The sequence below is a fragment of the Variovorax sp. P1_H12_2 genome (genome assembly GCF_056405335.1).
Window position 1 is genome coordinate 43177 of the sequence record NZ_JBFUCI010000003.1, and the last position, 24731, is coordinate 67907.

Sequence of the window (24731 nt, forward strand, 5' to 3'; positions counted from 1 at the left end):
GAAATGAGCTATCTCGAAGGCGTGGAAGGGGTCGAGGGTGTCGAAGGGGTGGAAGGTGTAGAGGGTGTGGAGGGTGTGGAGGGTGTCGAAGGCGTGCGCGGAGCTGCAAGGCGAATGCCGGTCTCCGGCCTGATCGCGCAACGGGACGGGATCGCGGGCAGTTGGGACTACAAGAATCCCCCGGCTTGGAAAAGTGCCGACATCGCGCAGACGGTCCCGGGGCCGCTGGAACGCTGGGATCGCCGGATACGACGATTCGTCTTCGAATCCGAATTGCTGTCGTCGCTGTACTTCGCCTTCGAAGGCCCGGCCGGCGGTCCGTTCCCGGCGACGCTTTACAGCTTGGAGGAGGCAGGCAGCGCATCGGGCACGGCGGCGCCGACCGGCAACTGGCGCGCGCTGATCTCCATGGTTCGCCCCTCGTCCGCCATTCTGGGCGACCAGCTCGAACTGATGAACGGATACGCCGATCTTCGCGCCGACCGTGCGCGGGAAATCGTCGACCAGATGACACCCCAGTACGCGTTCTGGAGCGCCGTCGTGCCGTTGTACCCCGTGCGGCACAGATACACCTTCGAACTGCTGGATCTCGTGCTGCGCCTCGCCAAGTACGCCGAGATGAACTTCAAGAATGCGATGTGCGTGCGGCGGCCCAACGAATACTCGCCGCAGATCGAGCCCATCCTTCAGACGCCGATTCATGGCTCGCTGCCCAGCGGCCATTCGACCGAGGCCCATGCGGTGGCACGCGTACTCTACGAACTCGTTCTTCGTCCAGGCACCACGGCTTTGACAGCGCAACAGTTGCGGGAACAACTGATGCGGCAGGCGGACCGCATCGCGATCAACCGGACGGTGGCAGGCCTGCACTATCCGGTCGACAGCATGGCCGGACAGCTGCTCGGCTTGATCATCGGCAACTACTTCGTGGCGCGGGCGACGACTCCTACGAGTGCGGGCATCCAGGTGGGGGCCTGGAAGTTCGATGGGACAAACTATCCGTCCACGGATGACTTCAGCGGCACGGAGATCTACGACGTGGTCAACGACGAGATTCATGCTCCGACCTCCGGCGCTTACGTGGCGCGGATGGATCCCAAGGCGGTAACCAACCCCTCTCCCGGTCCGGGCGGCAACCTGTTCAATGTCAACCCGGCACACGGTCTGCATTGGTTGTGGGGCAAGGCACAGGGCGAGTGGTAGCACGACGCGAGGCCGATCATGGAAACACATGAGACAGACGAAAAGGGCGGCTTGCGCTCCGCGCAGCCGTACTTGAACTGGGCCATCGGTACCGAAGGCGTATTTCTGCGCTCCGGCAACTGGTTCCCCTTGCTTGTGGAGTTCACGAAGGACATGGCGCTCGGGGAATTTCGGAGAGTGTTGGCGAGCGAATCGGGCAGTAGTTCCCTTTTTCGCATACCCGAGGTCTTTGGCACTGACGGGCCGCTGCCGGATGAATTCAGTTTCTGCGTGGTCCTGGTCGAGGAGAAGGCCTTCAAAAAGGGCATCACGACGTCCAAGCGCTGGAGCAAGTTCATTCTCCATTCCGACATGGGCCCCCCTGTGACTCTGCCTGAAGTGGACGCCGCCTCGGACTACGCGCCGTCTGCAAGCAGCGGGTCCGCTGCGGAGCATCGTGTCGTGGTGGCGGTCATCGATCAGGGCATTGCCTTTGCCCATCMCAGATTCCGGTACAGGCATCATGCCCCGTCCGGCGATGAGGATCGCACGCGCGTCGAGTTCGTGTGGGTGCAAGATGCAAGCGGAGCCATAGCGCCGGGAACGCCAGGCAAGGAGATCACTGCGAATCAGATCGACAACGCGGTCCACCATGCCGACACGCACGGGAAGAATGACGAGAGCATCTATCGCGCGCTTGGCGTGCTGGAGATCGGCACCGATGGCTACAAGCCGCTGGCGCGCAGACAGGCTCATGGAACGCACGTGCTCGACATGGCGAGCGGCTATGAGATCAAGAACGCGCCGTCGACCCGACCGATCATTGCAGTCGAGATGCCGGAAGCGGCCGTGGGCGACCCTGCGGGATCCACGCTGAAGCCCCACGCGGCGTGGGGGTTGGTCTACATCCTGTGGCGCACCCTGAGTCTCCAGCGGCTCGGAGAGACCTTGCCGGTCGTGGTGAACATCAGCTATGGACCTCAAGAAGGCCCGCATGACGGAAGTTCTGCCTTCGAGCGATTCGTCGATGCACTGACCCAGTTTTCGCGATGGCTCGACACGCCCATGCGAGTCGTCCTGGCGGCCGGCAACTACCGGCAGTCACGCGCCCATGCGAGTTTTCGGCTGGATAAAAAAAAGAGTTCTCAAGTCCTCGATTGGCGGCTGCAGCCATGCGGAATGACTTCGAGCTTCATGGAGATCTATTTTCCGTCCGGCCATGCKGTCACCGTGAAGCTGAAACCACCTCATGCCCCGGCGCTCGTCATTGCGACTTCGATGCCGCCGAATGTGGCCGTGGAACCGCCCGGCGCAACCACGCCGGCACCGTACACGCTTGAGTATGTGGAAACCGGCGCTGCGCTCAGCAGCATCGTGCTGTGTGTGGCGCCAACGGCGCAAGACTACTGGGCGCCGGGCCCCCATCCCATCGTGCCATCCGGAGTCTGGCGCGTCATCGTCTCGATCGCCACGACTGGGACGGAGATCGTCCCCTTCGATGCCTGGATCAAGCGCACCGACACGCCCGGCGGTCGGCGCGCCAAGGGCCGGCAGTCGTATTTCGACGATGGCGAGTACCAGCGCTACGACACCAGGGGCAGACCCGTCGAGTTCGACGCCCCCGGCACCGCCAGCTACGTGAGACGGCGAAACACGCTCAGCGGTATCGCGACCGGTTGCGAGACCTACGTGATCGGCGCTTATCAGCGCGGCCCCGATTCGACAGACCAGGTGCCGACCTTCTATAGCTCGGAGGCCTCTGGCAATCCGACTCCGGGTCGGATGAGTCTGGCGGTCAACTGGCTGGCGCCGGCTGAAGACGCGGCGAGCTGCCCGGGCGCGCTTGGCGCCGGCACGCGCAACGGGACGCGCGTGGCAATGAACGGGACCAGCGTGGCTTCTCCGCAGGCCGTGCGATATTGCGCGGATGTCTGGTCGACGGGCGTCGAGCCATCGCCGATCCCGCCGAGCTCGGAGCTTGACCCGCCGTCCAGTCGCGTGCCCGGTAGCGACCAGCTTCTGGTTGCGGGTGTCGGATTGATGCGATTGAAGCCGCCGATCGGGCACGTCTGGCTTGATCGCCCGTAGCGCGAGCTGATCGAGGCCCTACCGGACGCCCGCGGTGCTGCCTGCCCGGGTTCCGCGCGAGGTTGTGCAAATCAGGCGCTGCATCTTCGTCGAACCTGGAGGAGGGACTGTCGTGAACCCACTCAACTCGGCGCCGGCCCGGGCCTGCATCCTGGGCATCGCAATGGCCACGGTCGGCCCGGTCTCGGCGCAGACCCTGCGCTGGGCCAGCCAGGGCGATCTGCAGACCCTCGATCCGCACTCCCAGAACGAACTGTTTACCAACTCGATCAATGGGCAGGTCTACGAGACGCTCGTCGGCCGCGACAAGAACCTGAAGCTCGTCCCCGCATTGGCGACCGGTTGGCAGCAAATCAGTCCGACACTATGGCGTATGGCCTTGCGCCCCGACGTGAGATTTCATGGCGGCCAGACCTTCTCGGCCGACGACGTCGTGTTCTCTGTCGAGCGCGCGAGGGACAAGGCATCGGGCATCCGCGTGTATGCCGCGGCGCTGGGCGAGGTGCGCAAGATCGACCCCCTGACCGTGGAGTTTTCGCTGCCTCAGTTCAATCCGATCTTCCTCGAGCATGCCGCCCTGGTACAGATCATGAGCAAGGCGTGGTGCGAGGAACACGATGCCACCAGGACCCAGGACTTCAAGAGAGGTGAGACGAAATACACCACGCTGAACGCCAACGGGACCGGCCCCTACATCGTCGTTTCGCGGCAACCGGACGTGAAGACCACCTTCAAGCGAAACCCGAGCTGGTGGGGAAAGTTCGAAGGCAATGTGCAGGAGGTGATCTATACGCCGGTCAAGAGCGATCCGACGCGAACGGCCGCGCTGCTCTCGGGCGAGATGGACCTGCTGCTCGATCCGCCGCCGCAGGACACCGAACGGCTTCGCACCGCCAGCGGCGTGAAGGTCGTGGACGGGGTCGAGAACCGCGTCATCTTCATCGGCATGGACCAGGGGCGAGACGAGCTTCGCTACAGCTCCGTCAAGGGCCGCAACCCCTTCAAGGACGTGCGCGTACGCAGGGCGCTCTATCACGCGGTGGACATCGAGACCTTGCGCACCGCCATCATGCGTGGCCAGGCACGGCCCACGGGCGCGATGTCGCCGTCGCCGCTGGGTATCTACAACGACCCGGAGCTGGAACGGCGTCTGCCCTTCGACTTGACTCGAGCGCGTGCCTTGATGGAGGCGGCTGGCTACCCGAAGGGCTTCGAGGTCACGCTGGATTGCCCGAACAATCGCTACATCAACGACGAACGGATCTGCATCGCGTTGTCAGGCATGTGGGCACAGATCGGAGTCAAGGTCAAGGTCGTCGCGCAGCCGAGGGTGCAGTACTTTGCCAAGACCGAGAAACTGGACGTGTCGATGTACATGCTGGGCTGGGGTGGCGCCATCTCCGATGCCGAGGTCACGTTGACGCCCGTGCTGCGCTCACGCGGCGAGAACGGCATCGGTTACTACAACTGGGGAGACTACAAGAATCCGAGACTCGATGAACTGGCGGCCGCATCGTCGGCCGAGCCGGATCCCCTCAAGCGCGAGCAGTTGATCAAGGAAGCCTTTCGCGAGCACAACGAACAGGTGCACCACATCCCTCTGCATCGTCAGGTGATTCCCTGGGCCATGCGCAGCAACGTCGAGGCCGTCCACCGGGCGGACAACTGGCTCGAATGGCGGTGGATCAGCATCCGTTGAGAAGACGCAACTTGGCCGGCCCACTTGGCGCCAGGATGTGCGGTAATCTGCGGGGGCATCGATGGGGAATCAATGATGTCAAGCGATTGGAAGCGCCGCGCCAGGCTGTTCGTCCAGCGCCTCTGGCAGCCGACCAGCGCGTGCATGACCTGCATGCCGGGGAGCTGGGGCAATCTCCTGAGCCTTGCCCACTGGACGGTGGCACTGCAGACAGGCCTGGCCACCGGCATCCTGGCCGTGCTCCTGACCTTCACTCCGGCGGCCAGGCTCTTCTCGAACCGTTTCGGCAATGCCCTGGTCGTCGGCGTCCTGACGATGCTGGGCGACGCCTACTCGCACGCGAATCACTACGACATCCCCTTTGCCGAGGCCATCGCGACGGGGGTGGTGTCGGGCCTGCTGACGCTGGCCGGCTCCTACCTCTTCGAAGACCGCGCCCGACGCATCCGGGCGGCATGGGCGAGGGTGTTCGGATAGCCCACGCCGGCGGTCGGCCCGCAGGCAGCCGCCATCCGGCCGCCTCGCGGAACTGCTCTGTCAGTCGGCCTTGATGTGCTTCTCGCGTATCACCTTGGTCCAACGTGCCGAGTCGCTCTTCACGATCTCCGCAAAGGCGTCGGGCGTCGTCCCGGTGAGGTTGATGCCGTACTCCGCCATCCGTTTCTTCAGATCAGGATCGGCCAGCACCTTGTTCAGGTCGGCCGAGAACTTGTCGGTGACCTCGCGGGGCGTCTTGGCGGGCAGCAGCATGCCGTACCAGCCGATGCTCTCCAGTCCCAGGTTGCGGAAACCGCTCTCGACGAACGTCGGCGTATCGGGCAGTTGCTGCGTGCGCACCGGGCCGGTGACCGCCACCGGGAGCAGCTTTCCACTGTTGGCGAACGGCCTGGCGCCCGGGACCGACACGATGACCGCCGACACCTGGCCGCTCAACAGGTCGTTGATGGCGGGCATTTCCCCCTTGTAGGGGACGTGCAGGAGGTCCACATTGGCCGCATCCTTGAGGATTTCCATGTAGAGATGGCCGGCCGACCCCGTGCCGAAGGAGCCGTACGAATAGTGTCCCGGCTTGGCGCGCGCCAGGGCGAGGAATTCGTTCAGGGTCTTGGCGGGTACCGACGGACTCACGGCGAGGGTCACGGGCATCGTGGCCACCTGTGACACCGGGCTCAGGTCCTTGATGGGGTCGTAGGAGGCCTTGCCGTACAAGGCCGGCGCCTGCACCAGCGCAGTGACGGTCAGCAGCGCCGTGTAGCCATCCGGTTCGGCCCGGGTCACCGCCTCGGCCGCCACGATGCCCGACGCGCCCGTCTTGTTCTCGACGATCACCGGTTGTTGCCAGAGCTTGCCGAGCCGCTCGGCGATCAGCCGGGCCATCACGTCCGAGGCGCCGCCGGCCGCGAAGGGAAGCACGATCTTGACCGGCTTCTGGGGAAAGCTGCCTGGCTGCGCCGGCGCCGTGCAGGCCCACAGGCCGAGGGCACCGGCGGCCAGAACCCGGGCGAACCGGTGGCATGCGTTGCGAAGTTTCATGGGAGTCTCCTTACTTGTAGTTGGCTGAGAAAGTCACGGCCGGGGAGGCAGCCAGGCCGAGGGAACGGACACGGGAAAATCCAGCAGCATCTGGGCGAAGCTCTTGCCCAGCGGGTCGGAGCGCAGGCTGGCCGAGCCGCCGCCGCCCAAGGCCTGGTGCAGCACGAAGTTCAGCGCGTGCAGGCCCGGCGCTTCGAAGCGCTCCACGGCACCCAGGACCAGGTGCGCGAACCACTCGCGCACGGTGTGCGGATTCAGCTGCTCGCGCAGCAGCGGCAGGAACCGCGGGTCGCGAGCGATCACGCCGATGTTCTCGTCGTCGCCCTTGTCGCCGCTGCGGGCCCAGGCAATGGCCACCAGCGGCACCTCGGTGCGGGGGCCGGCCGGCAGTTCCGCCGGAGAGACAGGGGGAAGCGCCGGGGCGGCATGCTGGGGCCCCTCCAGCGCCGCGCAGCCCAGGCTTTCCTCGCGCTCGCCCATCCGCACCGTCAACGCCACCTCGCGCTTGGGCGCCAGGAAGGAAAACACCTTGACCACCTGGTGGATGTCGGCCACGCCGAACAGCGTGGCGCGCGTCCCGGCGGCCATGGAGGTGCCGGTGGAGGCGCATTCGCGCTGCAGGAAACGCAGGGCCCGCGCTTCGGGGTGGCGCGCGGCCACGCGCAGCATCACCTCGCGGGTCGGCGCCGGCCGGGCGTTGGGCCCGTACAGCGACTCGCAGCCGATCAGCTCGACGCTGGTCTCGGTGTAGTCGCCGAAACCCTTGTCGGCCATCATGCGGCGCGTGCGCGCCAGCAAGGCGTCGGCCGTCCGGCGCGCCTTGGCCGGCGCGTCGATGCCCCGAATGACCAGCGCCAGTGCGATCTGGTGTCCGCCGAGCCAGGTCCCGTTGCATTTGTAGTCGGGGCCCGGCGCACGGCCGCGCGCGCCGCTGACGCGCACATGGTCCGCATCCAGGGCTTCGGTGCGTACCTGGCGGAAGTCGCAGGTCACATCCGGCATCAGGTAGGCCCCGGGGTCGCCCACTTCGTAGAGGACTTGCTCGGCCACGGCGGCCGGGTGAATCAAGCCGCCGCTGCCCTCGGGCTTGGACAGCACGAAGCTGCCGTCGTCCGCGCAGTCGATCACCGGATAGCCGATGCGGTCCCAGTCCGGGACCTGCTCCCAGTCCGTGAACAGGCCGCCGGTGGCCTGGGCGCCGCATTCGACCACATGGCCGGCGAGGGTGGCGCTGGCCAGGCGGTCCCAGTCGGACCAGCTCCAGCCGAACTCATGCACCAGCGGCCCCACGACCACCGCGCTGTCCACGCAACGGCCGGTGATCACGATGTCGGCCCCCCAGGCCAGTGCGCGCGCAATGCCCTGGGCGCCGACGTAGGCGTTGGCGGACATCAGCTCGGCCGGCGGCGGCTCGCCGGTGTGCATGTCGGTCAGGCCGCCTTCGCGCCAGCCCGGCATGGCGTGCAGGACGTCGTCGCCGACCACCACCGCCACCTTGGGCGCGAGGCCCTGCTTTTGCGCCACGGCCAGCAGCGCGTCGCAGCAGGCCTGCGGATTCAGGCCGCCCGCGTTGGCGACCACCCGCACGCCCAGGCGGAGTATCTCGGCGAGGTGCGGCGCCATGGCCTCGTGCACGAAGTCGGTGGCGTAGCCTCGCGTGGCGTCTTTCGTCCGCGCCCGCGACATGATGGACATGGTGGTCTCGGCCAGGTAGTCGTAGACCAGGTACTGCAGGCCCGGCACCTTGAGCAATTGGGGCGTGGCGGTCGCCGAATCGCCCCAGAAGCCCGAGGCACCTCCGATCCGCACGTGGTGGCGCTTGTCGTTCATTTCGCTTCCTCCAGCGTCAGTGCGACCACCTGCGAGAGCTTGGCGCCGGCGCGGGCCTGGCTGCCGACCTGGACCGTCAGCTCGGTGATGCGACCGGCGAAAGGCGCGGTCAGCGTGTGTTCCATCTTCATGGCCTCCAGCACCACCAGCGTCTGGCCGGCCTCCACCACGTCGCCCACGGCGACACTGACGGCGGCCACGCGCGCGGTCAGCGGGGCGACCACCGCGCCGCTGCCCCCGGCCTGGCTGCGTGCCCGGCGCGGGTCCGGTCGCTTGAAGCACCAGGCCCGTCCCTGGCTGAACAGATGGACGCTGTCGCCGTCGAGGGCATACACCAGCGCATGCACCTGGCCCTGGCATTCGAGCCACCAACGGCCGTCCGCCTCCGCGCGCAGCAGCGACACTTCCAGCAGCGCCGGATCGGCGGGCGACTCGGATCCGATCCGCCTCACGCTGGCCTGCACGCTGCCGCCGAGGGCCAGGAGTTCCACCTGCCAGCGATGTTCGCCCAGGCTCAGCGCGACGTTGTTGAGCGCGCGGCTCAGCTGGCTGCTCCCGCTCGCCGGCCAGCCTGCCGTGGCGAGTGCGGCCGCTGCGATGGTGAACGCCTCGGGTTCGCGCTGGCGCAGCGCCTCGCCCATGTGCTGCGCGACGAAGCCGGTGTGAACCTCGCCCTGCACGAAGGACGGATGGGCCAGGCAGTCGGCCAGGAAACCCTGGTTGCTGGCCGTGCCCAGCAGCACGCAGTCCTGCGTCGCCGACAGCAGCTTGCGACGCGCTTCTTCACGCGTGCGGYCGTGCGCCACGAGCTTGGCGACCATGGAGTCGTAGTGCGGCGACACCGCGCCGCCTTCGACCAGGCCGTGGTCCACCCGGACCTCGCGGCTGGGCGCGGGCGGCCGCCATCGCAGCACCGGGCCCCCTTGGGGCAGGAAGCCGGCGGCCACGTCTTCGGCGGTGAGCCGCACTTCGATGGCGTGGCCCTGGAAGACGACCTCCTCCTGCTTCAGCGGCAGCGGCTCGCCCGCAGCCACCCGCAGTTGCCACTCCACCAGGTCCAGGCCCGTGATGGCTTCGGTGACCGCGTGCTCCACCTGCAGGCGGGTGTTCATCTCCATGAAATAGAACTCGCCCGAACGGTCGAGCAGGAATTCCATGGTGCCCGCCCCCACGTAGCCGATCGCCTGCGCCGCCTTGACGGCCGCCTGTCCCATGCGCGCACGCAGGGCCGGGGTGACCGCCGGGGAGGGCGCTTCCTCGATCAGTTTCTGGTGCCTGCGCTGCACCGAGCAATCGCGTTCGCCGAGATGGATGACCTGGCCGTGCGCATCGGCGAAGACCTGGATCTCGATATGCCGCGGCTCCATCACCGCGCGCTCCAGGATCAGCTCGCTGGAGCCGAAGGCGCTCTGGGCTTCGGAGCGCGCGCTGGCCAGCGCCGCGGGCAGTGCGGCGGCGTCGTGCACCAGCCGCATGCCGCGTCCGCCGCCGCCCGCCGTGGCCTTGGCCATCACCGGGAAGCCGATCTTCCCGGCGGCCGCGAGCAAGGTGGCGTCGTCCTGGTCGCGGCCCTGGTAGCCGGGCACGCACGGCATGCCGGCGTCCAGCATGAGTCGCTTGGCCTCGGCCTTGTTGCCCATCGCCCGGATGGCATGCGCCGACGGGCCGACGAAGACCATGCCGGCGCGGTTCACGGCTTCGGCGAAGTCCTCGTTTTCGGCCRGGAAGCCGTAGCCCGGATGGATCGCGTCCGCGCCGCCGCGCCGCGCGGCCTCGATGATCGCCTCGATGTTCAGGTAGGACGTGCGCGGCGCCGCGGCACCGACGCAGAAGGCGCTGTCGGCCTCGGTGACATGCGGGCTCCCGCGGTCGGCCTCGGAATAGATGGCGATCGTGCGCAAGCCCATGCGGCGCGCGGTACGCATGATGCGAATCGCAATCTCGCCACGGTTGGCGATCAGCAAGGTGTGAAAGGGTCGGACCTGGGCGCTCATGCAGCAGTTCTTTCGAGTGGGAAGGCGGCGGCCGACGGGCCGTCGCCACAATGGTGGGCGGCGCGCACGGCGTCCGCATCGAAGCGCACGGTCCAGCTGGCGTCGCGTTTCTCGCGGAAGGCCTGCGTGCCTTCGGCGCCCTCGCTGCGCAGGCATTGCGCGAACACGCGGGCCGCGTCGTCCAGCAAGGCCGTCACCGGTTCGTGCGAGGCGGCGCGCGCGACCAGGGGCTTGAACGCACGGTTGGCGCCCGGCGCGCAGCGACCGATGCGGGTCAGCCATTGGGCTTCCAGGGCGTCCAGCGCGGCGCCGTCTTCCGCCAGCGCATCGACCAGGCCCAGCGCCAGTGCCTGCGCGCCGCTCACGCGCTCGCCGCTCAGTCCCAGTCGGCGCGTGCGCGCCGCACCCAGTCGTGCGACGACGAAGGGCGCGATCTGCGCGGCGATCACGCCCAAGGTGGTCTCCGACAGTGCGAAGCGGGCGTCGCCGGTGGCCAGCACCAGGTCGGCCGCGCAGGCCAGGCCGAAGCCGCCGCCCATGGCCGCGCCTTCGACGACCGCCAGCACCGGCACCGGCAGCTCGGTCAGCTGCTGCATGAAATGGCCGAACTGGCGATTGCGCTCGGCGATCGGGTCGCTGCCGTCGTCGTCGCCCTTGGCGTTCAGCACTTCGCGAAAGCCGCCGATGTTGCCGCCGGCACAGAACATGCCGCCGGCGCCGCGCAGCACCAGGGCGCGCACACCGGTGTCCTGCGCCGCCAGCGTGAGGGTCGCCGCCAGTTCGGCCACCAGCGCCGGGCCCAGCGCATTGCGGCTGGCCGGCTGGTTCAGGGTGACGAACAGCACGCCGTGCAATCGGCGCACGACCAGGGTGTGGAAGCCACTGAGTTGTTCCATGATGGGGACGTCTTTCCGGCTCAGCGCTTGCCCATCAGACCCATCTGCTTGGCGATGACTTGCATCATCACTTCGTCGGCGCCCCCGCCGATGGAGCCCAGGCGGAAGTCCCGGTAGGCACGCGACACCGGGTTGTCCCAGGTGTAGCCCATGYCGCCCTGGAACTGCATGCACCACTCGGCGATTTCGCGCGACAGCCGGCCGGCCTTGAGCTTGGCCATGGATGCCAGCTCGACCACGTCGCCGCCGTTKATGTAGGTTTGCGTGGCCATGTAGACCAGGCCTCGCAGGGCTTCCAGCTCGGTCTTGAGTTCAGCCAGCTTGAACTGGATGAACTGGTTGTCCAGCAGCGGGCGGCCGAACGCGACGCGCTGTCGCAGGTAGTCGGCCGTCTCTTCGATCAGCTGCACGGCGGCCAGGCGGCGGGCCGCGGCGCCCAGGCGCTCTTCCTGGAACTGCTTCATCTGGTAGATGAAGCCCATGCCTTCCTCGCCGATGCGGTTGCGCACCGGAACGCGCACTTCGTCGAAGAAGATCTGCGCCGTGTCGGAGCACCACATGCCGAACTTCTTGATCTTCTGCACTTCCACGCCGCGAACGCGCTTGCCGCCCTCCTTGAGCGGCACGATGATCAGCGACTTGTTCTTGTGCGACGGGCCGTCCGAGGTGTTGCACAGCAGGCAGATCCAGTCGGACTGGGTGCCGTTGGTGATCCACATCTTCGCGCCGCTGATCACGTAGTCGTCGCCGTCGCGGCGCGCGCGGGTCTGGAGCGAAGCCACGTCCGAGCCCGCGCCCTGCTCGGACACGCCGATGCTGACCACCACGTCGCCGGCGATCGCCGGCGCCAGGAACTCGCGCTTGAGCGCGTCCGAGCCGAAGCTGGCCAGCGCCGGCGTGGCCATGTCGGTCTGCACGCCGACGCCCATGCTCACGCCCTGTGCGCGCACATAGCCCATGGCCTCGCCGGCCGCGACGGCGTAGCTGAAGTCCAGGCCCAGGCCGCCGTACTCGACCTCCTTCGTGATGCCCAGGAAGCCGAGCTGGCCCATCTTCTTGAACAGCTCGTGCGCCGGAAAGATCTCGGCGGCTTCCCATTCGTCGACGAAGGGATCCACTTCACTGGCCAGGAAGCGGCGGATGCTCTGCATGATGCTGCGGTGTTCTTCGGTGTACATATCTCGGTCCTTGCTGGGGATGGGGTCAGAAGCGGGCGACGCCGAACTGCATGGCGTGCGTGCGGCGCTGTTCGGCTTCGCGTGCGGTGGCCAGCACGAAGGCCAGCACCGCCCGGGTGTTGCGGGGGTCGATCATTCCGTCGTCGAGCATCAGGCCGCTGGTCACGAAGGCGCTCGACTGGGCGTCGAAGTTGGCGATGATCTCGGCCTTCTGGCGTGCCAGTGCCTCCTCGTCCACCGGCTTGCCCTTGCGTTCGGCTTGCTGGCGCGCCACGATCTCCATGGTCATCGCGGCCTGCTCGCCGCCCATGACGGCCGTCTTCGCGTTGGGCCAGCAGAAGCTGAAGCGCGGGCGGAAGGACTGACCGCACATGCCGTAGTTGCCGGCGCCGAAGGACGCACCGCAGTACAGGGTGATGTGCGGCACCTTCGAGTTGGACAGCGCCTGGATCATCTTGGAGCCGTGCTTGATCATGCCGGCCTCTTCGGAGGCCTTGCCGACGATGAAGCCGGTGGTGTTCTGCATGAAGACGAGCGGCGTGCCCGACTGGTTGCACAGCTGGATGAACTGGGCCGCCTTGGTCGCGCCGGCCGGGTCGATCGGGCCGTTGTTGGTGATGAAGCCGACCGCATGGCCCTCGATGCGCGCATGGGCGCACAGGGTGGTCAGGCCGTAGTCGGGCTTGAAGGGAAGCCAGGCGGAGTCGTCGACGATGCGTCCGATCACCTCCCGCATGTCGATCGGCTTCTTGACGTCGAGCGGCATCACGCCGGCGAGCTCGTCGGGGTCGAGTTGCGGCGGGAGCCCGATGAGGGGCGACGCGTCGGCCGGCCAGTCGAGCGCCGCCAGGATGTCGCGCGCGATGGCGATGGCGTGCGCGTCGTCCTCGCCCACGTACTCGGCCAGGCCGCTGACGCTGGCGTGCATGTCGGCGCCGCCCAGCTCCTCGTCGTTGGCGATCTCCCCTGTGGCGGCCTTGAGCAGCGGCGGGCCCGCCAGGAAGGCACGGGCGCGATTGCGCACCATGACGACATAGTCTGAAAGGCCCGGCATGTAGGCGCCGCCGGCGGTGGACGAGCCGTGCACCACGGTCACGACCGGCAGGCCTGCGGCAGACAACCGGGCCAGGTTGAAGAACAGGCTGCCGCCGCGGATGAAGCGCTCGACCCGGTAGGTGCGCAGGTTGGCGCCGGCCGATTCCACCAGGTGGATGAAGGGCAGGCGGTTGTCCAGCGCGATGTCCTGGGCCCGAAGCAGCTTCTTGCTGCCGGCGTCCACATAGGCCCCGGCGTTGATGCTGGAATCGGAGGCCGCCACCACGCAGCGCACGCCCGACACGAACCCGATGCCCACGATCTGTCCGCCGCCCGGCACCGAGGTCTCGGGGTCTTCGCCCTCGGCGCAGTAGCCGGCCATGTTGCCGAGCTCCAGGAAGGGGGCGCCGGGGTCCAGCAGCCGGCCGATGCGTTCGCGCGGCAGCAGGGCGCCGCGCTTGTCGAACAGCGCCTTGCCCTTGGCCGAGGCGTCGCGGGTGCGTTGTTCCAATTGCTGCATGCGCTCGATCAGGGCCAGCATGCCGCTGCGCTGGCCGGCGAAGGCGGGCTGCACGGGGTCGATGCGCGATTCGATGGGTGTCATGTCGTGTCGTTTCAATGGGAGGTGAGCAGCAGGGCGTCCAGGGCGACCGCGCCCTGGCCCTCGGCCTTGACCAGCAGGGGATTGAMCTCCAGTTCCGCCAGCGTGTCGCCGCAGGCCATGGCGGCGCGCGAGACGGCTGCGATGGCAACGGCTGCGGCCTGCACGTCGGCGGCCGGCTTGCCGCGAAAGCCCTGCAGCAGGCGCACGGAGCGCAGCTCGCCGAGCATCTCGTGGGCCATGGCGGTGTCCACCGGCAGCAGTCGATGCGTCACGTCCTGGAACAGCTCGGTCATCACACCGCCCAGCCCCACGGTCATGCACAGGCCGAACACCGGGTCCCGGGTCACGCCGATGATCAGTTCGCACACGCCTTGCTCCATCGGCTGCAGCAGCATGCCGCGCAGTTCGGCGTCGGGTGCGGCCCGCGCCACGTCGGCCAGCATCTGCTGCGCCGCCTGGCCGGTGGCGGCGGGGTCTGTCAGGTGGAGGCGAACGCCGCCGACCTCGGTCTTGTGGGCGATGTCGGGGCTCAGGATCTTCAGCGCGTGCGGGGCGCTCGTCTGTTCGGCCGCCGCTCTGGCTTGCGCGGCATTTCGCACCACGCGGGCCGCGCCCACGGGAACGCCGAACTGGGCCAGCCACTGCTTGACCTGGTGCTCGTCGCTGCGTGCCGCCAGCGGCGCGAAGGCGGCGCGGTCCTCGCGGGCACGCGCCTGCTCGAGCGCGCGCAGCGCGCCCCAATGCTCGCAGCGCGCGGCGCTTTCGGTCCAGCGCACCAGCGTGCCCAGGGCTTCGCTGGCGCGGGCCGCGTCGGCGAACACGGGAATGCCGGCGTCCTCCAGGGCCTGCCTGGTCTCCGGCGTTCCCGAGGTGGCCACCACCACGACCAGGCTGTCGGTGCGCGCGGACGCTTCGATCAGCTCGGGCGCGATGCGCTCGAACAAGGAACCGGTGGCATAGACCAGCAGGACATCGGCCACATCGTCGGCCAGCAGGATGTCCAGCACCTCGGTGGCGAGACGGCTGCGGCTGAAGAGCTGGCCGGTCATGTCGACCGGGTTGCACACCATGGCGATGCCCGGCACGGTGGCGAGCAGCTTGCGCTGACTGGCCTCGGACAGGTTCGGCAGCTGCAGGTCTTGCGCGCTGAGCAGGTCCGCGGTCACGGCGCCCATGGCGCCGGAGATGGAGGCCACCACCACGCGCGAACCGACGCGACGCTGGCGCAGGAAGCCCGTCAGGTAGGCCAGATCGCTCAGATGGACGGTGTGGCGGGCTTGCATGACCCCGAGCTGCCGGAACGCCGCGCGGTAGATCGCGCGGTTGCCGGCCAGCGCCGCGGTGTGCGACTGCGTGACCTCGGAGCCGCGGTCGCTTTCGCCGGCCTTGAGCACGATCAGCGGCTTGTGCATCTGGCGCAACCGCGTCGTGGCCTGGATGAAGCGCTCGCCGCTCCTGATGCCTTCCAGATAGCCGGCGATGGCCTGCGTGCCGTCATCGCCGGCCAGGTAGTCGAGGTAGTCGGAAAACTCCAGGCAGGCCTCGTTGCCCGTGTTGATGAAATGCTGGAAGCGCATGTTCATCATCCAGCCGGTCACGTAGATGTCCGAGCACATGCTGCCGCTTTGCGTCACCAGGCTCACGTGCCCCTGCTTGTCGTCGGGCGGGAAGGCCCGGAAGGTGGGCACGAAGGACGTGATGGCGCGCGTGCGCAGATTGGCCAGTCCCATGCAGTTGGGGCCGACGACCAGCATGCCGGTGCGCTCGGCGAACGCCACCAGGGCCTGCTGGCGCTCCACGCCCTCGCCGCCCACTTCGGCGTAGCCGGCGGCATACACCATGGCGGCGGGGATGCCCTTGGCATGGCAGCGCTCCAGCATGGGAAGCACATCGTCCGCCGCGAGCGCCAGGACGRCCACGTCCGGCACCGTGGGCAGCGACTCGACGTCGGGAAAACAGGGGTAGCCGCCGAGCTCGGGGTACTTGGGGTTGATCGGAAATACCTGTCCGGCGAAGCCCAGTTTGGAGAGGTGGTCGATGGCAATGCCACCGATGCGATTGGCATCGCCGGAAGCACCGACGATGGCGATCGAGGCCGGGTTCAACACAGGTTCGAGGCGATGCGGGACGCGCGTCATGGAGGAGGGCGTGGCGTTTTTCATTGGGGGTGATTTCATTGCAGCGCGCGGGAAGTCGCAATTTGCGCGTCCCGGTTTGTCCATGATGTGGACGGATTCGTGGGTGCGAGGGACACGCCTCCGGGGAAACCCCAGGGTGGGCGGTTGCCGCTCGCGCRTGTGGCTTGCCTCCGGCCGGATCTGCCGGGGGCTTCGCGGTGGCGATGGAGGCCCGAGGCCCGCTCAGGCGGCTTCGGCTGTCAGGCGCTGCTGCGCCTTCACTTCTTCGACTATCAGCGTCGCGATCTGGTGGCGTCGCGCCAGGGGCATGCGTGCCCGCGGCGAGACCACGGTGATGGTCGCCAGGCCTGACAACGGAACCTCGAAGGCATAGCCGGCACCGGCGACGCCGAACCCGGCAGCCAGGGTGTAGCCCAGCCGGCGACTGCGCTCGATGCCGGTCAGGATGCGCGCCGCGCTCAAGCCGTTGGCCAGGTACTCCGCTTCGTGCCTGGCGTAGTGCTGGCGGATCTCGGTATCGCTCAGGGCCGCCAGCAGCGCCAGGCTGCCGATGCCCAGCCCGAGCAGTCGGGTTTCGCCGACCAGGCCGCGCAACATCGGGTTCTCCGGCGGGACCTGTTCCAGGTGCAGGTTGTAGCTGTAGTCGCCGATGCCCACCCCCAGGCACACGCCTTCGCCGGTGCGGCGCGCCAGCCGCCGCATGGTGGGGAGGTAGGTTTGCACCAGCGGCGGGCGCGACATCGTGCGCAAGCCCAGCAGCATGGCAGCGGTGCCCAGGCGATAGGTGTGGGTCTTGGGGTCCTGCTCCGCGTAGTGCATGCGCAGCAGAAAACTGATCATGCGGTGGATCGTGGGTCGGCTCATGCCGGTGCTCTGGATGAGCTGCCGCATGGACATGCCGTGGACGTGGTGATCGGCCAGCAAAGACAGCAGCGAGAAGGCGCGCTCGAGACTTTGAACGCCGGTCGTGGCGGGTGTGGCGGTGCTCATGTGCGGGAAGCGTACCGCATGAAATTGCTCACATGATGGACATTCGAAGTATTTTCGATTGGTGAAGTGCGCGCTCTGTCATGAAATCCGCCCCATTGAACTGATCAAGAGAGCGGTATGAGTGCCAATCAACTGGAGGAAGAGTTCCTGGCCTTTCTGGGGCAGGGGCGATTCATGTTGCAGCGTTCGCGGGCCAGCGGCGAATACGTGTTCTATCCGCGCGTGGCCGCGCCACGCAGCGGCCTGCGCGATCTCGAATGGGTGGAGGTGTCGGGCCGCGGCACCGTCTATTCGACGATCGTGGTGCGCACCCGGCCGCCGCAGGCGCCCTACAACGTGGCGCTGATCGACCTGGCGGAAGGGCCGCGCCTGTTGAGCCGCGTCGAAGGCCTGGCACCGCAGGACGTGCGCATCGGCATGCCGGTGCGCGCCCGCGTCAGCGAAGCCGAGGGCAGGCCGCTGCTGGTGTTCGACCCCGTCTCGGAGGCCGCAGCATGATGCAGGACGCATTTCCGCGCGGTCAGACCGCGGTCGTCGCCGCTGCAACGCATGGCATGGGCGAGTCGCCCGGCCTGAGCTCCATGGATCTGGCGGTGGGCGCCAGCCTCAAGGCGCTGGACCAGGTGGGGCTCACGCCGCAGGACGTGGATGGCCTGTTCATTGCCTTGCCGGACGACTTCATGTCCGGCATGGGGTTGGCCGAATACCTGGGCATCTCGCCGCGCATCACCGAGAACAACCGCACCGGCGGTTCGGCCTTCATGACGCACGCGATGTGGGCGGCGCTGGCCCTGAGCACCGGCCAGTGCGACGTGGCCTTGATCGCCTATGGCAGCAATCAGCGCAGCGCGGCCGGCGCGTTGATCAAATCGATGCGTGAAAGCCCTTACGAAACGCCCTACAAGATGCCCCGCCCGGTGGGCGCCTACGCCCTGGCCGCGGCGCGCTATCAGCACGAATACGGGCTCAAGCGCGAACAGCTGGGCGAGGTGGCACTGGCCGCGCGCCGCTGGGCGCAGCTCAACCCGGACGCGTTCCTGCGCGACCCGTTGAGCATGGACGACTACCTGGCCGCCCGCATGGTGACCGATCCGCTGGGTGTGCGCGACTGCTGCCTGGTCACCGACGGCGCGGCCGCCGTGGTGATGGTGCGCGCCGAGCGGGCCAGGGACCTGGTGCGAAAGCCGGTGTACCTGCTGGGTGCGGCCGCGGCCACCGAGCATCGCGAAATCAGCGCCATGCCCGACCTGACCCGCACCGCCGCGCGCCTGTCGGGGAGCCGCGCTTTCGCGCAGGCCGGCGTGCGGCCGCAGGACATCGACGTCGTGGAGCTCTACGACGCTTTCACCATCAACACCCTGCTGTTCCTGGAGGACCTGGGCTTCTGCGGGAAGGGCGAGGCCGGCAGCTTCGTCGAAGGCGGGCGCATCGCCCCCGGCGGTGCCCTGCCGGTCAACACCAATGGCGGCGGACTGTCCTGCGTCCACCCGGGCATGTACGGCCTGTTCACCATGGTCGAGGCCACCGAGCAACTGATGGGACGTGCCGGCGACCGACAGGTGGCCGACGCGCAGCTGGCGTTGGCACACGGCAACGGCGGCGAGTTGTCGAGCCAGGCCACCCTGGTGCTCGGCACCCAGGACACCTTGTAGTCCGTCATCGTCAGGAGACATTCCATGGATTTGCGCTTCAGCGAGGAAGAGCAGGCGTTTCGCGAGGAGGTGAGGGCCTTCGCGCGCACCGCCTTGCCGCTGGATATCAAGAGCAAGGTGCTGTCCCATCAGCGCCTTGAACGGGACGACTTCGTGCGCTGGCACCGCATCCTGTTCGAACGCGGGTGGGGGGCGCCGGCCTGGCCCGTTGCGTTCGGCGGCACGGGGTGGAATCCCTTGCAGAGGACCCTCTTCGAGATCGAGTGCTTTCGCGCGGGTGCCCCCCGCCTGCTGCCGTTCGGGCTCTCGATGATCGGCCCGGTGCTGATCAGGTTCGCCAGCCCGCAGATGCAGGCCAGGTTCCTGCCGCGGATCCCGCCGATGCTGGATTTCTGGTGCCAGGGCTACTCCGAGCCCGGCGCGKGTTCGGACCTGGCGTCGCTCAAGACCCGCGCGGTGCGCCATGGCGGCTGCTATGTCGTCAACGGCCAGAAGACCTGGAACACCCTGGGCCACCATGCGGACTGGATGTTCTGCCTGGTTCGCACCGACCCGCAGGTCAAGGCGCAGGAGGGCATCTCGCTGCTGCTGATCGACATGAAGTCGCCCGGCATCACGGTGCGTCCCATCGTGACGCTGGACGGCGGGCGCGAGATCAACGAGGTCTGGCTGGAAAACGTCGAGGTGCCGGTGGAGAACCTGGTGGGCCAGGAAAACCAGGGCTGGACCTATGCCAAGTACCTGCTCGGACATGAGCGCACCGGCATTGCGGGGATCGGCCACTGCCACCGCGAGTTGCAGCTCCTCAAGCAGCTTGCCGCCGCAACGCCCTGCAAAGGCGCCTCGATGTTCGAGTCGCCGCGCATGCGCGACAAGATCGCGCGCATCGAGATGGAAGTCATGGCGCTCGAAATGCTGCTGTTGCGGGTGGCTGCCGAGGACGGCGGCAAGGGACCGGGCCCGGAGGCGTCCATCCTCAAGATCCGCGGCTCCGAGATTCAGCAGGATCTGGCCATGCTGCAGATGGAGCTCGCCGGCCCCTGCGCCTGGCCCTTCGACCCGCAGTGGCTGGAGGCCGGACAGCAGCCCGGCATCGACGCGCCCGACTGGGCCGCGCCGTCGACCGCGACCTACTTCGATGCACGCAAGACCACGATCTACGGCGGSRCCAMCGARGTGCAGAAGAACATCATCGCCAAGATGATCMTYGGGTTCTGAAGGGGGAATCATGGACTTTCAACGAAGTGAAGAGCAGCGCATGCTGGCCGACAGCCTGCGGCGCTACCTGGAAAGCGAATACGGCTTCGAGCAGCGTCGGCGCTCGGCCCGAGGCGGCGGCAGTTTCAACAGTGAGACCTGGCGCGCGCTGGCGGAGCTGGGCGTGCTGGGGCTTTGCGTGGCGCCGCAGTACGGCGGGTTCGGCGAAGGCGCCGCCAGCCTGATGGTGGTGCAGCACGAACTGGGTCGCGCCCTGTTGCTGGAGCCGGTGACGCCGAGCGCCGTGATGGCCACCGCCATGCTTCAGGCCCATGGCAGCGAAGAACAGAAGGCCGAGTGGCTGTCCGCCATGGCGGCCGGCGAACGCATCGTGACCCTGGCGTATCTGGAGCCGGGGCAACGCGAGGCCGATGGCGACATCGCCACCACGGCCTCGCCCACCCCACAGGGCTATCGCCTGAGCGGTCACAAGACCCTGGTCTGGCATGGTGAGGCGGCTGACGCAATGCTCGTGACCGCGCGTGTGGACGACGCCGGCATCGCCGTGTTTCTCGTGCCCCGGACGGCGCCGGGTGTGAGCTGCCGCGGCTATCCCACCATGGATGGCCTGCGTGCCTGCGACCTGTCGCTTCATGAGGTGTCGCTGCCCGCCGAGTGCCGCGTGGGTGCCGTCGGCAGCGGCATGGCGGTGCTGGAATCGGGCCTCGACCATGGCATCGCCGCCCTGTGCGCCGAGGCCGGCGGTGCGATGGAGCGCCTGATCGAGCTCACCGGCGACTACCTGCGCACCCGCCAGCAGTTCGGTCGGCCGCTCGGCAGCTACCAGGCGTTGCAGCATCGCATGGCCGACATGCTGGTGCAGAAGGAACTGGCCGTCTCGATGGCGCATGTGGCGGCCCAGGCGCTGGATGAGTCGGACCCGGCCCGGCGCCGGCGGATGCTGGCGGCGGCCAAGTTCATGATGGCCAAGGCCGGCCGCTTCGTGGGGCAGCAGGCGGTGCAACTGCATGGCGGCATGGGCATGACCGACGAGCTGGCCGTGGGCGACTACTTCAAGCGCTTGACGATGCTCGATCCGCTGCTGGGCGACAGCGACAGCCAGCTGGCGCGCTATGCCGAACTCCTCGAGCTCTGACGCTTTTTGCTGAGAAACCCGGCGCGCAAGCCGCATTGAAGAGCCGGTCAAGGCTCCAAGGAGGGCGGCTCGCCGCGCAGGAGCGCAAATGGCCCACATCGTGGACAAAGCGCCGCGCGCCGCTTGGACGATCAGAAATTCTCCCTTGAAATGAACTCGATGGCCCGCGTGAGTTCCGCGAGCGCCTTCATCCATCAAATAAAAAGGAGACCCTGAGATGCCCAAACTGAAACGTAGATTCCTGATTTCGTTGTGCACGAGCGCTGCGCTGGCCACGGCATGCGGTGCCGTGCTGGCGCAGTCGGACAGCTTTCCAAGCAAGCCGGTGAAGATCGTGGCACCCTTCGCCGCCGGAGGCTCGTCCGATGTGATGATGAGGGCGATCGGCGAGCGGCTCTCGAAGATCTGGCAGCAGCCGGTGATCATCGAGAACAAGCCCGGTGCATCCGGCGCCGTTGCAGCGGACTCGGTCGCTCGGGCAGAACCCGACGGCTACACCGTTCTGCTGGCCGTCACGGCATTCGTGCAGGTGCCGCATCTCAGCAAGGTCTCCTACGACGCCCTCAAGGACTTCGCCCCGGTCTCCCAGCTCGCCACGCTGCCGATGCTCTTTGCGGTCAATCCGTCGGTGCCCGCAAAGAATCTTTCCGAGTTCGTGGCGCTCGCCAGGGCCAAGCCGGGGGAACTTGCGTTCGGCTCCTTCGGCGCTGGCTCGGCGGGTCACCTCTACATGGAGATGTTCCAGGATGCGGCCAAGATCAAGCTCCTGCATGTCCCCTACAAGGGCGAGCGGCCCGCACTGAGCGACCTCATGGGCGGGCAGATCGCGGCCGTCATGATGGGCGCTGCAGGTTCAGCCAACTACATCACCTCGGGCAAGCTGGTTCCCTTGGCGGTGACGGGCCCGGTCCGTTCGGACCAAGCCCCCGACACACCGACATTCCCCGAAGCCGGATACACCGGCGCGGGCCTGGAGGCGCTTGGCTGGCTGGGCTTGTTCGTGCCGTCGAATACGCCACGCGCGAACGTGGAGAAGATGTCGCGGGATGTCGGCACCGTCCTGTCGCAGCCGGATCTGAGAAAGCGCATGCAGGAGTTCGGGTTCACCATGACAGGCACCAGCCCGGCTGCGTTCTCCACCATCGTGCGAAACGACTACGCGCGTTGGGGCCGGGTGATCCGCGAGCGCAACATCAAGATCGACTGACCCGCGTCGACAGACAAGCCCAGGAGCTGCAATGTCCGCAATCTTTTCCCACATCAAGGTGCTGGACCTGTCCCGGGCCATTGCAGGCCCGATCGCCGCCCAGACCCTGGCCGACATGGGCGCCACCGTCTACAAGGTGGAGCGGCCGGGGCAGGGCGATGAACTCCGGCAACTCGGTCCGTACGTGGCTTCGCCCCATGCGGAGGCGGCAGGTGCCAAGGAGTCTGCGGCCTTCCATGCCTACAACCGCGGCAAGAAGAGCATCACCATCGACATCGCCACCGAGCGCGGCGCAGACATCGTGCGGCAGCTGGCGCAACGTTGCGATGTGCTGATCGAGAACTACAAGGCGGGCACGCTGAAACGCTACGGCCTCGACGAGGCACGGCTGCGCGCGGAGAATCCGCGACTGGTGTATTGCTCCGTCACCGGCTTCGGCCAGGATGGCCCCTATGCCAGCCGCCCTGCCTACGATTTCATCGCGCAGGGCCTGTCGGGACTCATGAGCACCTGCGGCGAACCGGACGGCGAACCGATGCGCACTTCGGTGCCGATGATCGACCTCACCACCGGGCACTACGCCGCCTTGTCCATCGTGAGCGCGCTCTACCACCGCGAGCGGACCGGCCAGGGGCAGTACGTCGAGGCCACGCTCCTCGACACTGCCGTTGCATTCAATGGGCACCTGGCGCAGGGGTACCTGATGGGCGGCCCCGTGCCACGACGCGCCGGCAATACCAACCCGATCGCTGCGCCATCGACCGTGCTGCCTTGCCGCGACGGCTCGGTGATCATCGCGGCCGGCAACAATCACCAGTTCAAGGCCATGTGCGAAGCGCTCGAACGGCCGGGMCTCGCACAGGATGCGCGATTCTCCAACAATGCCAGCCGCGTCGCCAACGCCCCGGCACTCTATGCGGAACTGACCCTGGCGCTCGCATCGCTGACGCGTGCTGAGGTGGTCGAGCGGCTGTCGGATGCGGCGGTTCCCGGCGGGCCGATCAACGACTTGGCCGACGTGTTCGCCGACGCTCAGGTGCGGCACAGAGGCCTGGTACAGAATGTGACGCTGCCTTGTGGAGGCAGCTATCCGGTGGTGCGTAGCCCGCTGCGATTTTCGGACACGCCGGTGCTGCACCGTCCATCGCCGCGACTGGGCGAGCACACGGACGAGATCCTGCGCGAGGAGCTTGGGGTCGATGACGCCGCGCTGCGCGAGTTGCGTGAGCAGGCCATCCTTTGAAGGCGAAACGGGCGCACGGCGAATGAATGCGAGCAAGCTCATCGGCCATCGCCTGCCGCCGTTCAGCATCCTGGTGGAGGCCGGCCGCCTGCGATTCTTCGCCAAGGCCACCGGACAGCAGGACCCCGTGTACCGGGACGCCGAGGCGGCTCGGCGCGCCGGCCATCCGGCCCTCCCGGTGCCGCCGACATTCCTGTTCTGCCTGGAGTCGGACGCGCCCGACCCGGCCGCCTTCCGCAATCTTGTCGGGCTGGACTACCGTAACGTGCTGCACGGCGAGCAGCACTTCGAATACCACTCGATGGCATTCGCCGGCGACACGCTGACTTTCGAACCACGCATCGAGGACCTGTACGAGAAGAAGGGCGGTGCCCTGCACTTCGCGGTTCGCCACACCCGGGTGACGAACCAGCACGGTGGGCTGGTCGCCGAGTTGCGCTGCTTGACGGTCTCTCGTGTCACCGCCGGCGAAGCGCCGGCTTGAAAGCGCTTGCCATGAAGCGCTTCAATTTGCGTTTTGCTGACGTACAGGTGGGCGACGAGCTTCCCGTCCTGGCGCTGCCACCGGTATCCAGACTCGACCTGGCCCTGTACTGTGGCGCCTCCGGTGACCACAACCCGATCCACGTGGATCTGGACTTCGCACGCGCGGCCGGCATGGCTGACGTGTTCGCGCAAGGCATGCTCTCGATGGCCTGGCTGGCGCGCCTGCTGACCGACTGGGTGCCCCAGGAACGAATCCGCCGCTACAGCGTGCGATTCACGGCGATCACGCAGCTCGGCGATGTCATCCACTGCCGGGGCCGCGTGATCGAAAAAATTCACCTCCATGGCGAAGCCTGCGTGCGCCTGGCCGTGAGCACGAGCAACCAAGCCGGCGAGGTCCGGCTGACAGGGGAGGCCTTGGTGGCACTGCCCGAATGACGTAGCGCGACAGAACCCGCGGCGGTGCAGGGTCGTCAGGCGCGCCGGATGTCGCTGATCAAGCCGGACGCGCGGGTGGCGACTTCCCTCACCGTGGCCTTGAGGAAGTCCAGTTCATTGCGAAAGCGTTCGGTCGGACCGGCCACGTTGAGCGAGGCGACGCACAGGCCCGAGGCATCCAGCAC

The 24731-nt window shown here is 67.5% G+C and carries 20 protein-coding genes; 12 read left to right on the forward strand and 8 right to left on the reverse strand.

Going from position 1 to position 24731, the window contains the following annotated elements; genetic code table 11:
• Positions 1-3: 3 nt before the first annotated feature.
• The 4 genes from AC1D2K_RS00920 to AC1D2K_RS00935 all read left to right on the forward strand — a co-directional run bounded on the left by AC1D2K_RS00920 (position 4) and on the right by AC1D2K_RS00935 (position 5446).
• Positions 4-1203, forward strand: coding sequence for a phosphatase PAP2 family protein (locus tag AC1D2K_RS00920; RefSeq protein ID WP_478085565.1), 1200 nt, complete (start codon positions 4-6; stop codon positions 1201-1203).
• Positions 1204-1221: 18 nt separating this feature from the next.
• Positions 1222-3270 carry a S8/S53 family peptidase gene (locus AC1D2K_RS00925; RefSeq protein ID WP_478085566.1) on the forward strand — a complete coding sequence of 683 codons (2049 nt, stop codon included), beginning with the start codon at positions 1222-1224 and terminating at the stop codon, positions 3268-3270.
• A 163-nt stretch (positions 3271-3433) separates the two neighbouring features.
• Positions 3434-4969: an ABC transporter substrate-binding protein gene (locus AC1D2K_RS00930; RefSeq protein ID WP_478085595.1), complete on the forward strand. Its 1536-nt coding sequence runs from the start codon at positions 3434-3436 to the stop codon at positions 4967-4969.
• A gap of 75 nt (positions 4970-5044) precedes the next feature.
• Entirely contained in the window at positions 5045-5446 is a 402-nt protein-coding gene (locus AC1D2K_RS00935) for a hypothetical protein (protein WP_478085568.1), read from the forward strand.
• A gap of 60 nt (positions 5447-5506) precedes the next feature.
• Here AC1D2K_RS00935 and AC1D2K_RS00940 read toward each other — a convergent pair whose 3' ends face one another.
• The 8 genes from AC1D2K_RS00940 to AC1D2K_RS00975 form a co-directional block, all read right to left on the reverse strand.
• Complete coding sequence (locus AC1D2K_RS00940; protein WP_478085569.1) at positions 5507-6502, reverse strand: Bug family tripartite tricarboxylate transporter substrate binding protein; 996 nt, start codon at positions 6500-6502, stop codon at positions 5507-5509.
• A 33-nt stretch (positions 6503-6535) separates the two neighbouring features.
• On the reverse strand, positions 6536-8332 hold the full coding sequence (locus AC1D2K_RS00945; RefSeq protein ID WP_478085570.1) for an acyclic terpene utilization AtuA family protein: 1797 nt from the start codon (positions 8330-8332) through the stop codon (positions 6536-6538).
• A complete protein-coding gene (locus AC1D2K_RS00950; protein WP_478085572.1) occupies positions 8329-10326 on the reverse strand; it encodes an acetyl/propionyl/methylcrotonyl-CoA carboxylase subunit alpha in 1998 nt (665 codons plus the stop codon). Before AC1D2K_RS00950 ends, AC1D2K_RS00945 begins: the two co-directional genes overlap by 4 nt.
• Entirely contained in the window at positions 10323-11222 is a 900-nt protein-coding gene (locus AC1D2K_RS00955) for an enoyl-CoA hydratase/isomerase family protein (protein ID WP_478085573.1), read from the reverse strand. The genes AC1D2K_RS00950 and AC1D2K_RS00955 overlap by 4 nt, the downstream gene beginning before the upstream one ends.
• 20 nt (positions 11223-11242) lie before the next feature.
• Complete coding sequence (locus AC1D2K_RS00960; protein WP_478085575.1) at positions 11243-12400, reverse strand: acyl-CoA dehydrogenase family protein; 1158 nt, start codon at positions 12398-12400, stop codon at positions 11243-11245.
• 25 nt (positions 12401-12425) lie between these two features.
• Complete coding sequence (locus AC1D2K_RS00965) at positions 12426-14039, reverse strand: acyl-CoA carboxylase subunit beta (protein ID WP_478085576.1); 1614 nt, start codon at positions 14037-14039, stop codon at positions 12426-12428.
• 11 nt (positions 14040-14050) lie between these two features.
• Entirely contained in the window at positions 14051-16201 is a 2151-nt protein-coding gene (locus AC1D2K_RS00970) for an acetate--CoA ligase family protein (RefSeq protein ID WP_478085577.1), read from the reverse strand.
• Positions 16202-16399: 198 nt separating this feature from the next.
• Entirely contained in the window at positions 16400-17167 is a 768-nt protein-coding gene (locus AC1D2K_RS00975) for an IclR family transcriptional regulator (protein WP_478085579.1), read from the reverse strand.
• Positions 17168-17284: 117 nt separating this feature from the next.
• Here AC1D2K_RS00975 and AC1D2K_RS00980 point away from each other — a divergent pair, with 117 nt between their 5' ends.
• From AC1D2K_RS00980 to AC1D2K_RS01015, 8 genes are all read left to right on the forward strand, one after another.
• On the forward strand, positions 17285-17665 hold the full coding sequence (locus AC1D2K_RS00980; RefSeq protein ID WP_478085581.1) for a Zn-ribbon domain-containing OB-fold protein: 381 nt from the start codon (positions 17285-17287) through the stop codon (positions 17663-17665).
• Positions 17662-18819 carry a thiolase gene (locus tag AC1D2K_RS00985; protein ID WP_478085582.1) on the forward strand — a complete coding sequence of 386 codons (1158 nt, stop codon included), beginning with the start codon at positions 17662-17664 and terminating at the stop codon, positions 18817-18819. Before AC1D2K_RS00980 ends, AC1D2K_RS00985 begins: the two co-directional genes overlap by 4 nt.
• A 24-nt stretch (positions 18820-18843) precedes the next feature.
• The gene (locus AC1D2K_RS00990) at positions 18844-20037 is read left to right on the forward strand and encodes an acyl-CoA dehydrogenase family protein (RefSeq protein ID WP_478085584.1); all 1194 of its coding nucleotides are present in this window, start codon (positions 18844-18846) and stop codon (positions 20035-20037) included.
• Between the two features lie 10 nt (positions 20038-20047).
• On the forward strand, positions 20048-21172 hold the full coding sequence (locus tag AC1D2K_RS00995; protein ID WP_478085585.1) for an acyl-CoA dehydrogenase family protein: 1125 nt from the start codon (positions 20048-20050) through the stop codon (positions 21170-21172).
• A gap of 217 nt (positions 21173-21389) precedes the next feature.
• Positions 21390-22379, forward strand: coding sequence for a Bug family tripartite tricarboxylate transporter substrate binding protein (locus tag AC1D2K_RS01000; RefSeq protein ID WP_478085586.1), 990 nt, complete (start codon positions 21390-21392; stop codon positions 22377-22379).
• Between the two features lie 31 nt (positions 22380-22410).
• Positions 22411-23622 (forward strand): CaiB/BaiF CoA transferase family protein, encoded by a 1212-nt coding sequence (locus AC1D2K_RS01005; RefSeq protein WP_478085588.1) that lies wholly within the window; start codon positions 22411-22413, stop codon positions 23620-23622.
• A gap of 22 nt (positions 23623-23644) precedes the next feature.
• On the forward strand, positions 23645-24106 hold the full coding sequence (locus tag AC1D2K_RS01010; RefSeq protein ID WP_478085590.1) for a MaoC family dehydratase N-terminal domain-containing protein: 462 nt from the start codon (positions 23645-23647) through the stop codon (positions 24104-24106).
• Between the two features lie 11 nt (positions 24107-24117).
• Complete coding sequence (locus AC1D2K_RS01015) at positions 24118-24546, forward strand: MaoC family dehydratase (protein ID WP_478085591.1); 429 nt, start codon at positions 24118-24120, stop codon at positions 24544-24546.
• Positions 24547-24731 lie beyond the last annotated feature (185 nt).

Excerpts from the sequence above, each read along its gene's own strand:
- AC1D2K_RS00920 (WP_478085565.1), top strand. The coding sequence starts at position 4 with ATGAGCTATCTCGAAGGCGTGGAAGGGGTCGAGGGTGTCGAAGGGGTG.
- AC1D2K_RS00930 (WP_478085595.1), top strand. The coding sequence starts at position 3,434 with ATGGCCACGGTCGGCCCGGTCTCGGCGCAGACCCTGCGCTGGGCCAGC.
- AC1D2K_RS00935 (WP_478085568.1), top strand. The coding sequence starts at position 5,045 with ATGTCAAGCGATTGGAAGCGCCGCGCCAGGCTGTTCGTCCAGCGCCTC.
- AC1D2K_RS00940 (WP_478085569.1), bottom strand. The coding sequence starts at position 6,502 with ATGAAACTTCGCAACGCATGCCACCGGTTCGCCCGGGTTCTGGCCGCC.
- AC1D2K_RS00945 (WP_478085570.1), bottom strand. The coding sequence starts at position 8,332 with ATGAACGACAAGCGCCACCACGTGCGGATCGGAGGTGCCTCGGGCTTC.
- AC1D2K_RS00955 (WP_478085573.1), bottom strand. The coding sequence starts at position 11,222 with ATGGAACAACTCAGTGGCTTCCACACCCTGGTCGTGCGCCGATTGCAC.
- AC1D2K_RS00965 (WP_478085576.1), bottom strand. The coding sequence starts at position 14,039 with ATGACACCCATCGAATCGCGCATCGACCCCGTGCAGCCCGCCTTCGCC.
- AC1D2K_RS00975 (WP_478085579.1), bottom strand. The coding sequence starts at position 17,167 with ATGAGCACCGCCACACCCGCCACGACCGGCGTTCAAAGTCTCGAGCGC.
- AC1D2K_RS00980 (WP_478085581.1), top strand. The coding sequence starts at position 17,285 with ATGAGTGCCAATCAACTGGAGGAAGAGTTCCTGGCCTTTCTGGGGCAG.
- AC1D2K_RS00985 (WP_478085582.1), top strand. The coding sequence starts at position 17,662 with ATGATGCAGGACGCATTTCCGCGCGGTCAGACCGCGGTCGTCGCCGCT.
- AC1D2K_RS00995 (WP_478085585.1), top strand. The coding sequence starts at position 20,048 with ATGGACTTTCAACGAAGTGAAGAGCAGCGCATGCTGGCCGACAGCCTG.
- AC1D2K_RS01000 (WP_478085586.1), top strand. The coding sequence starts at position 21,390 with ATGCCCAAACTGAAACGTAGATTCCTGATTTCGTTGTGCACGAGCGCT.
- AC1D2K_RS01010 (WP_478085590.1), top strand. The coding sequence starts at position 23,645 with ATGAATGCGAGCAAGCTCATCGGCCATCGCCTGCCGCCGTTCAGCATC.
- AC1D2K_RS01015 (WP_478085591.1), top strand. The coding sequence starts at position 24,118 with ATGAAGCGCTTCAATTTGCGTTTTGCTGACGTACAGGTGGGCGACGAG.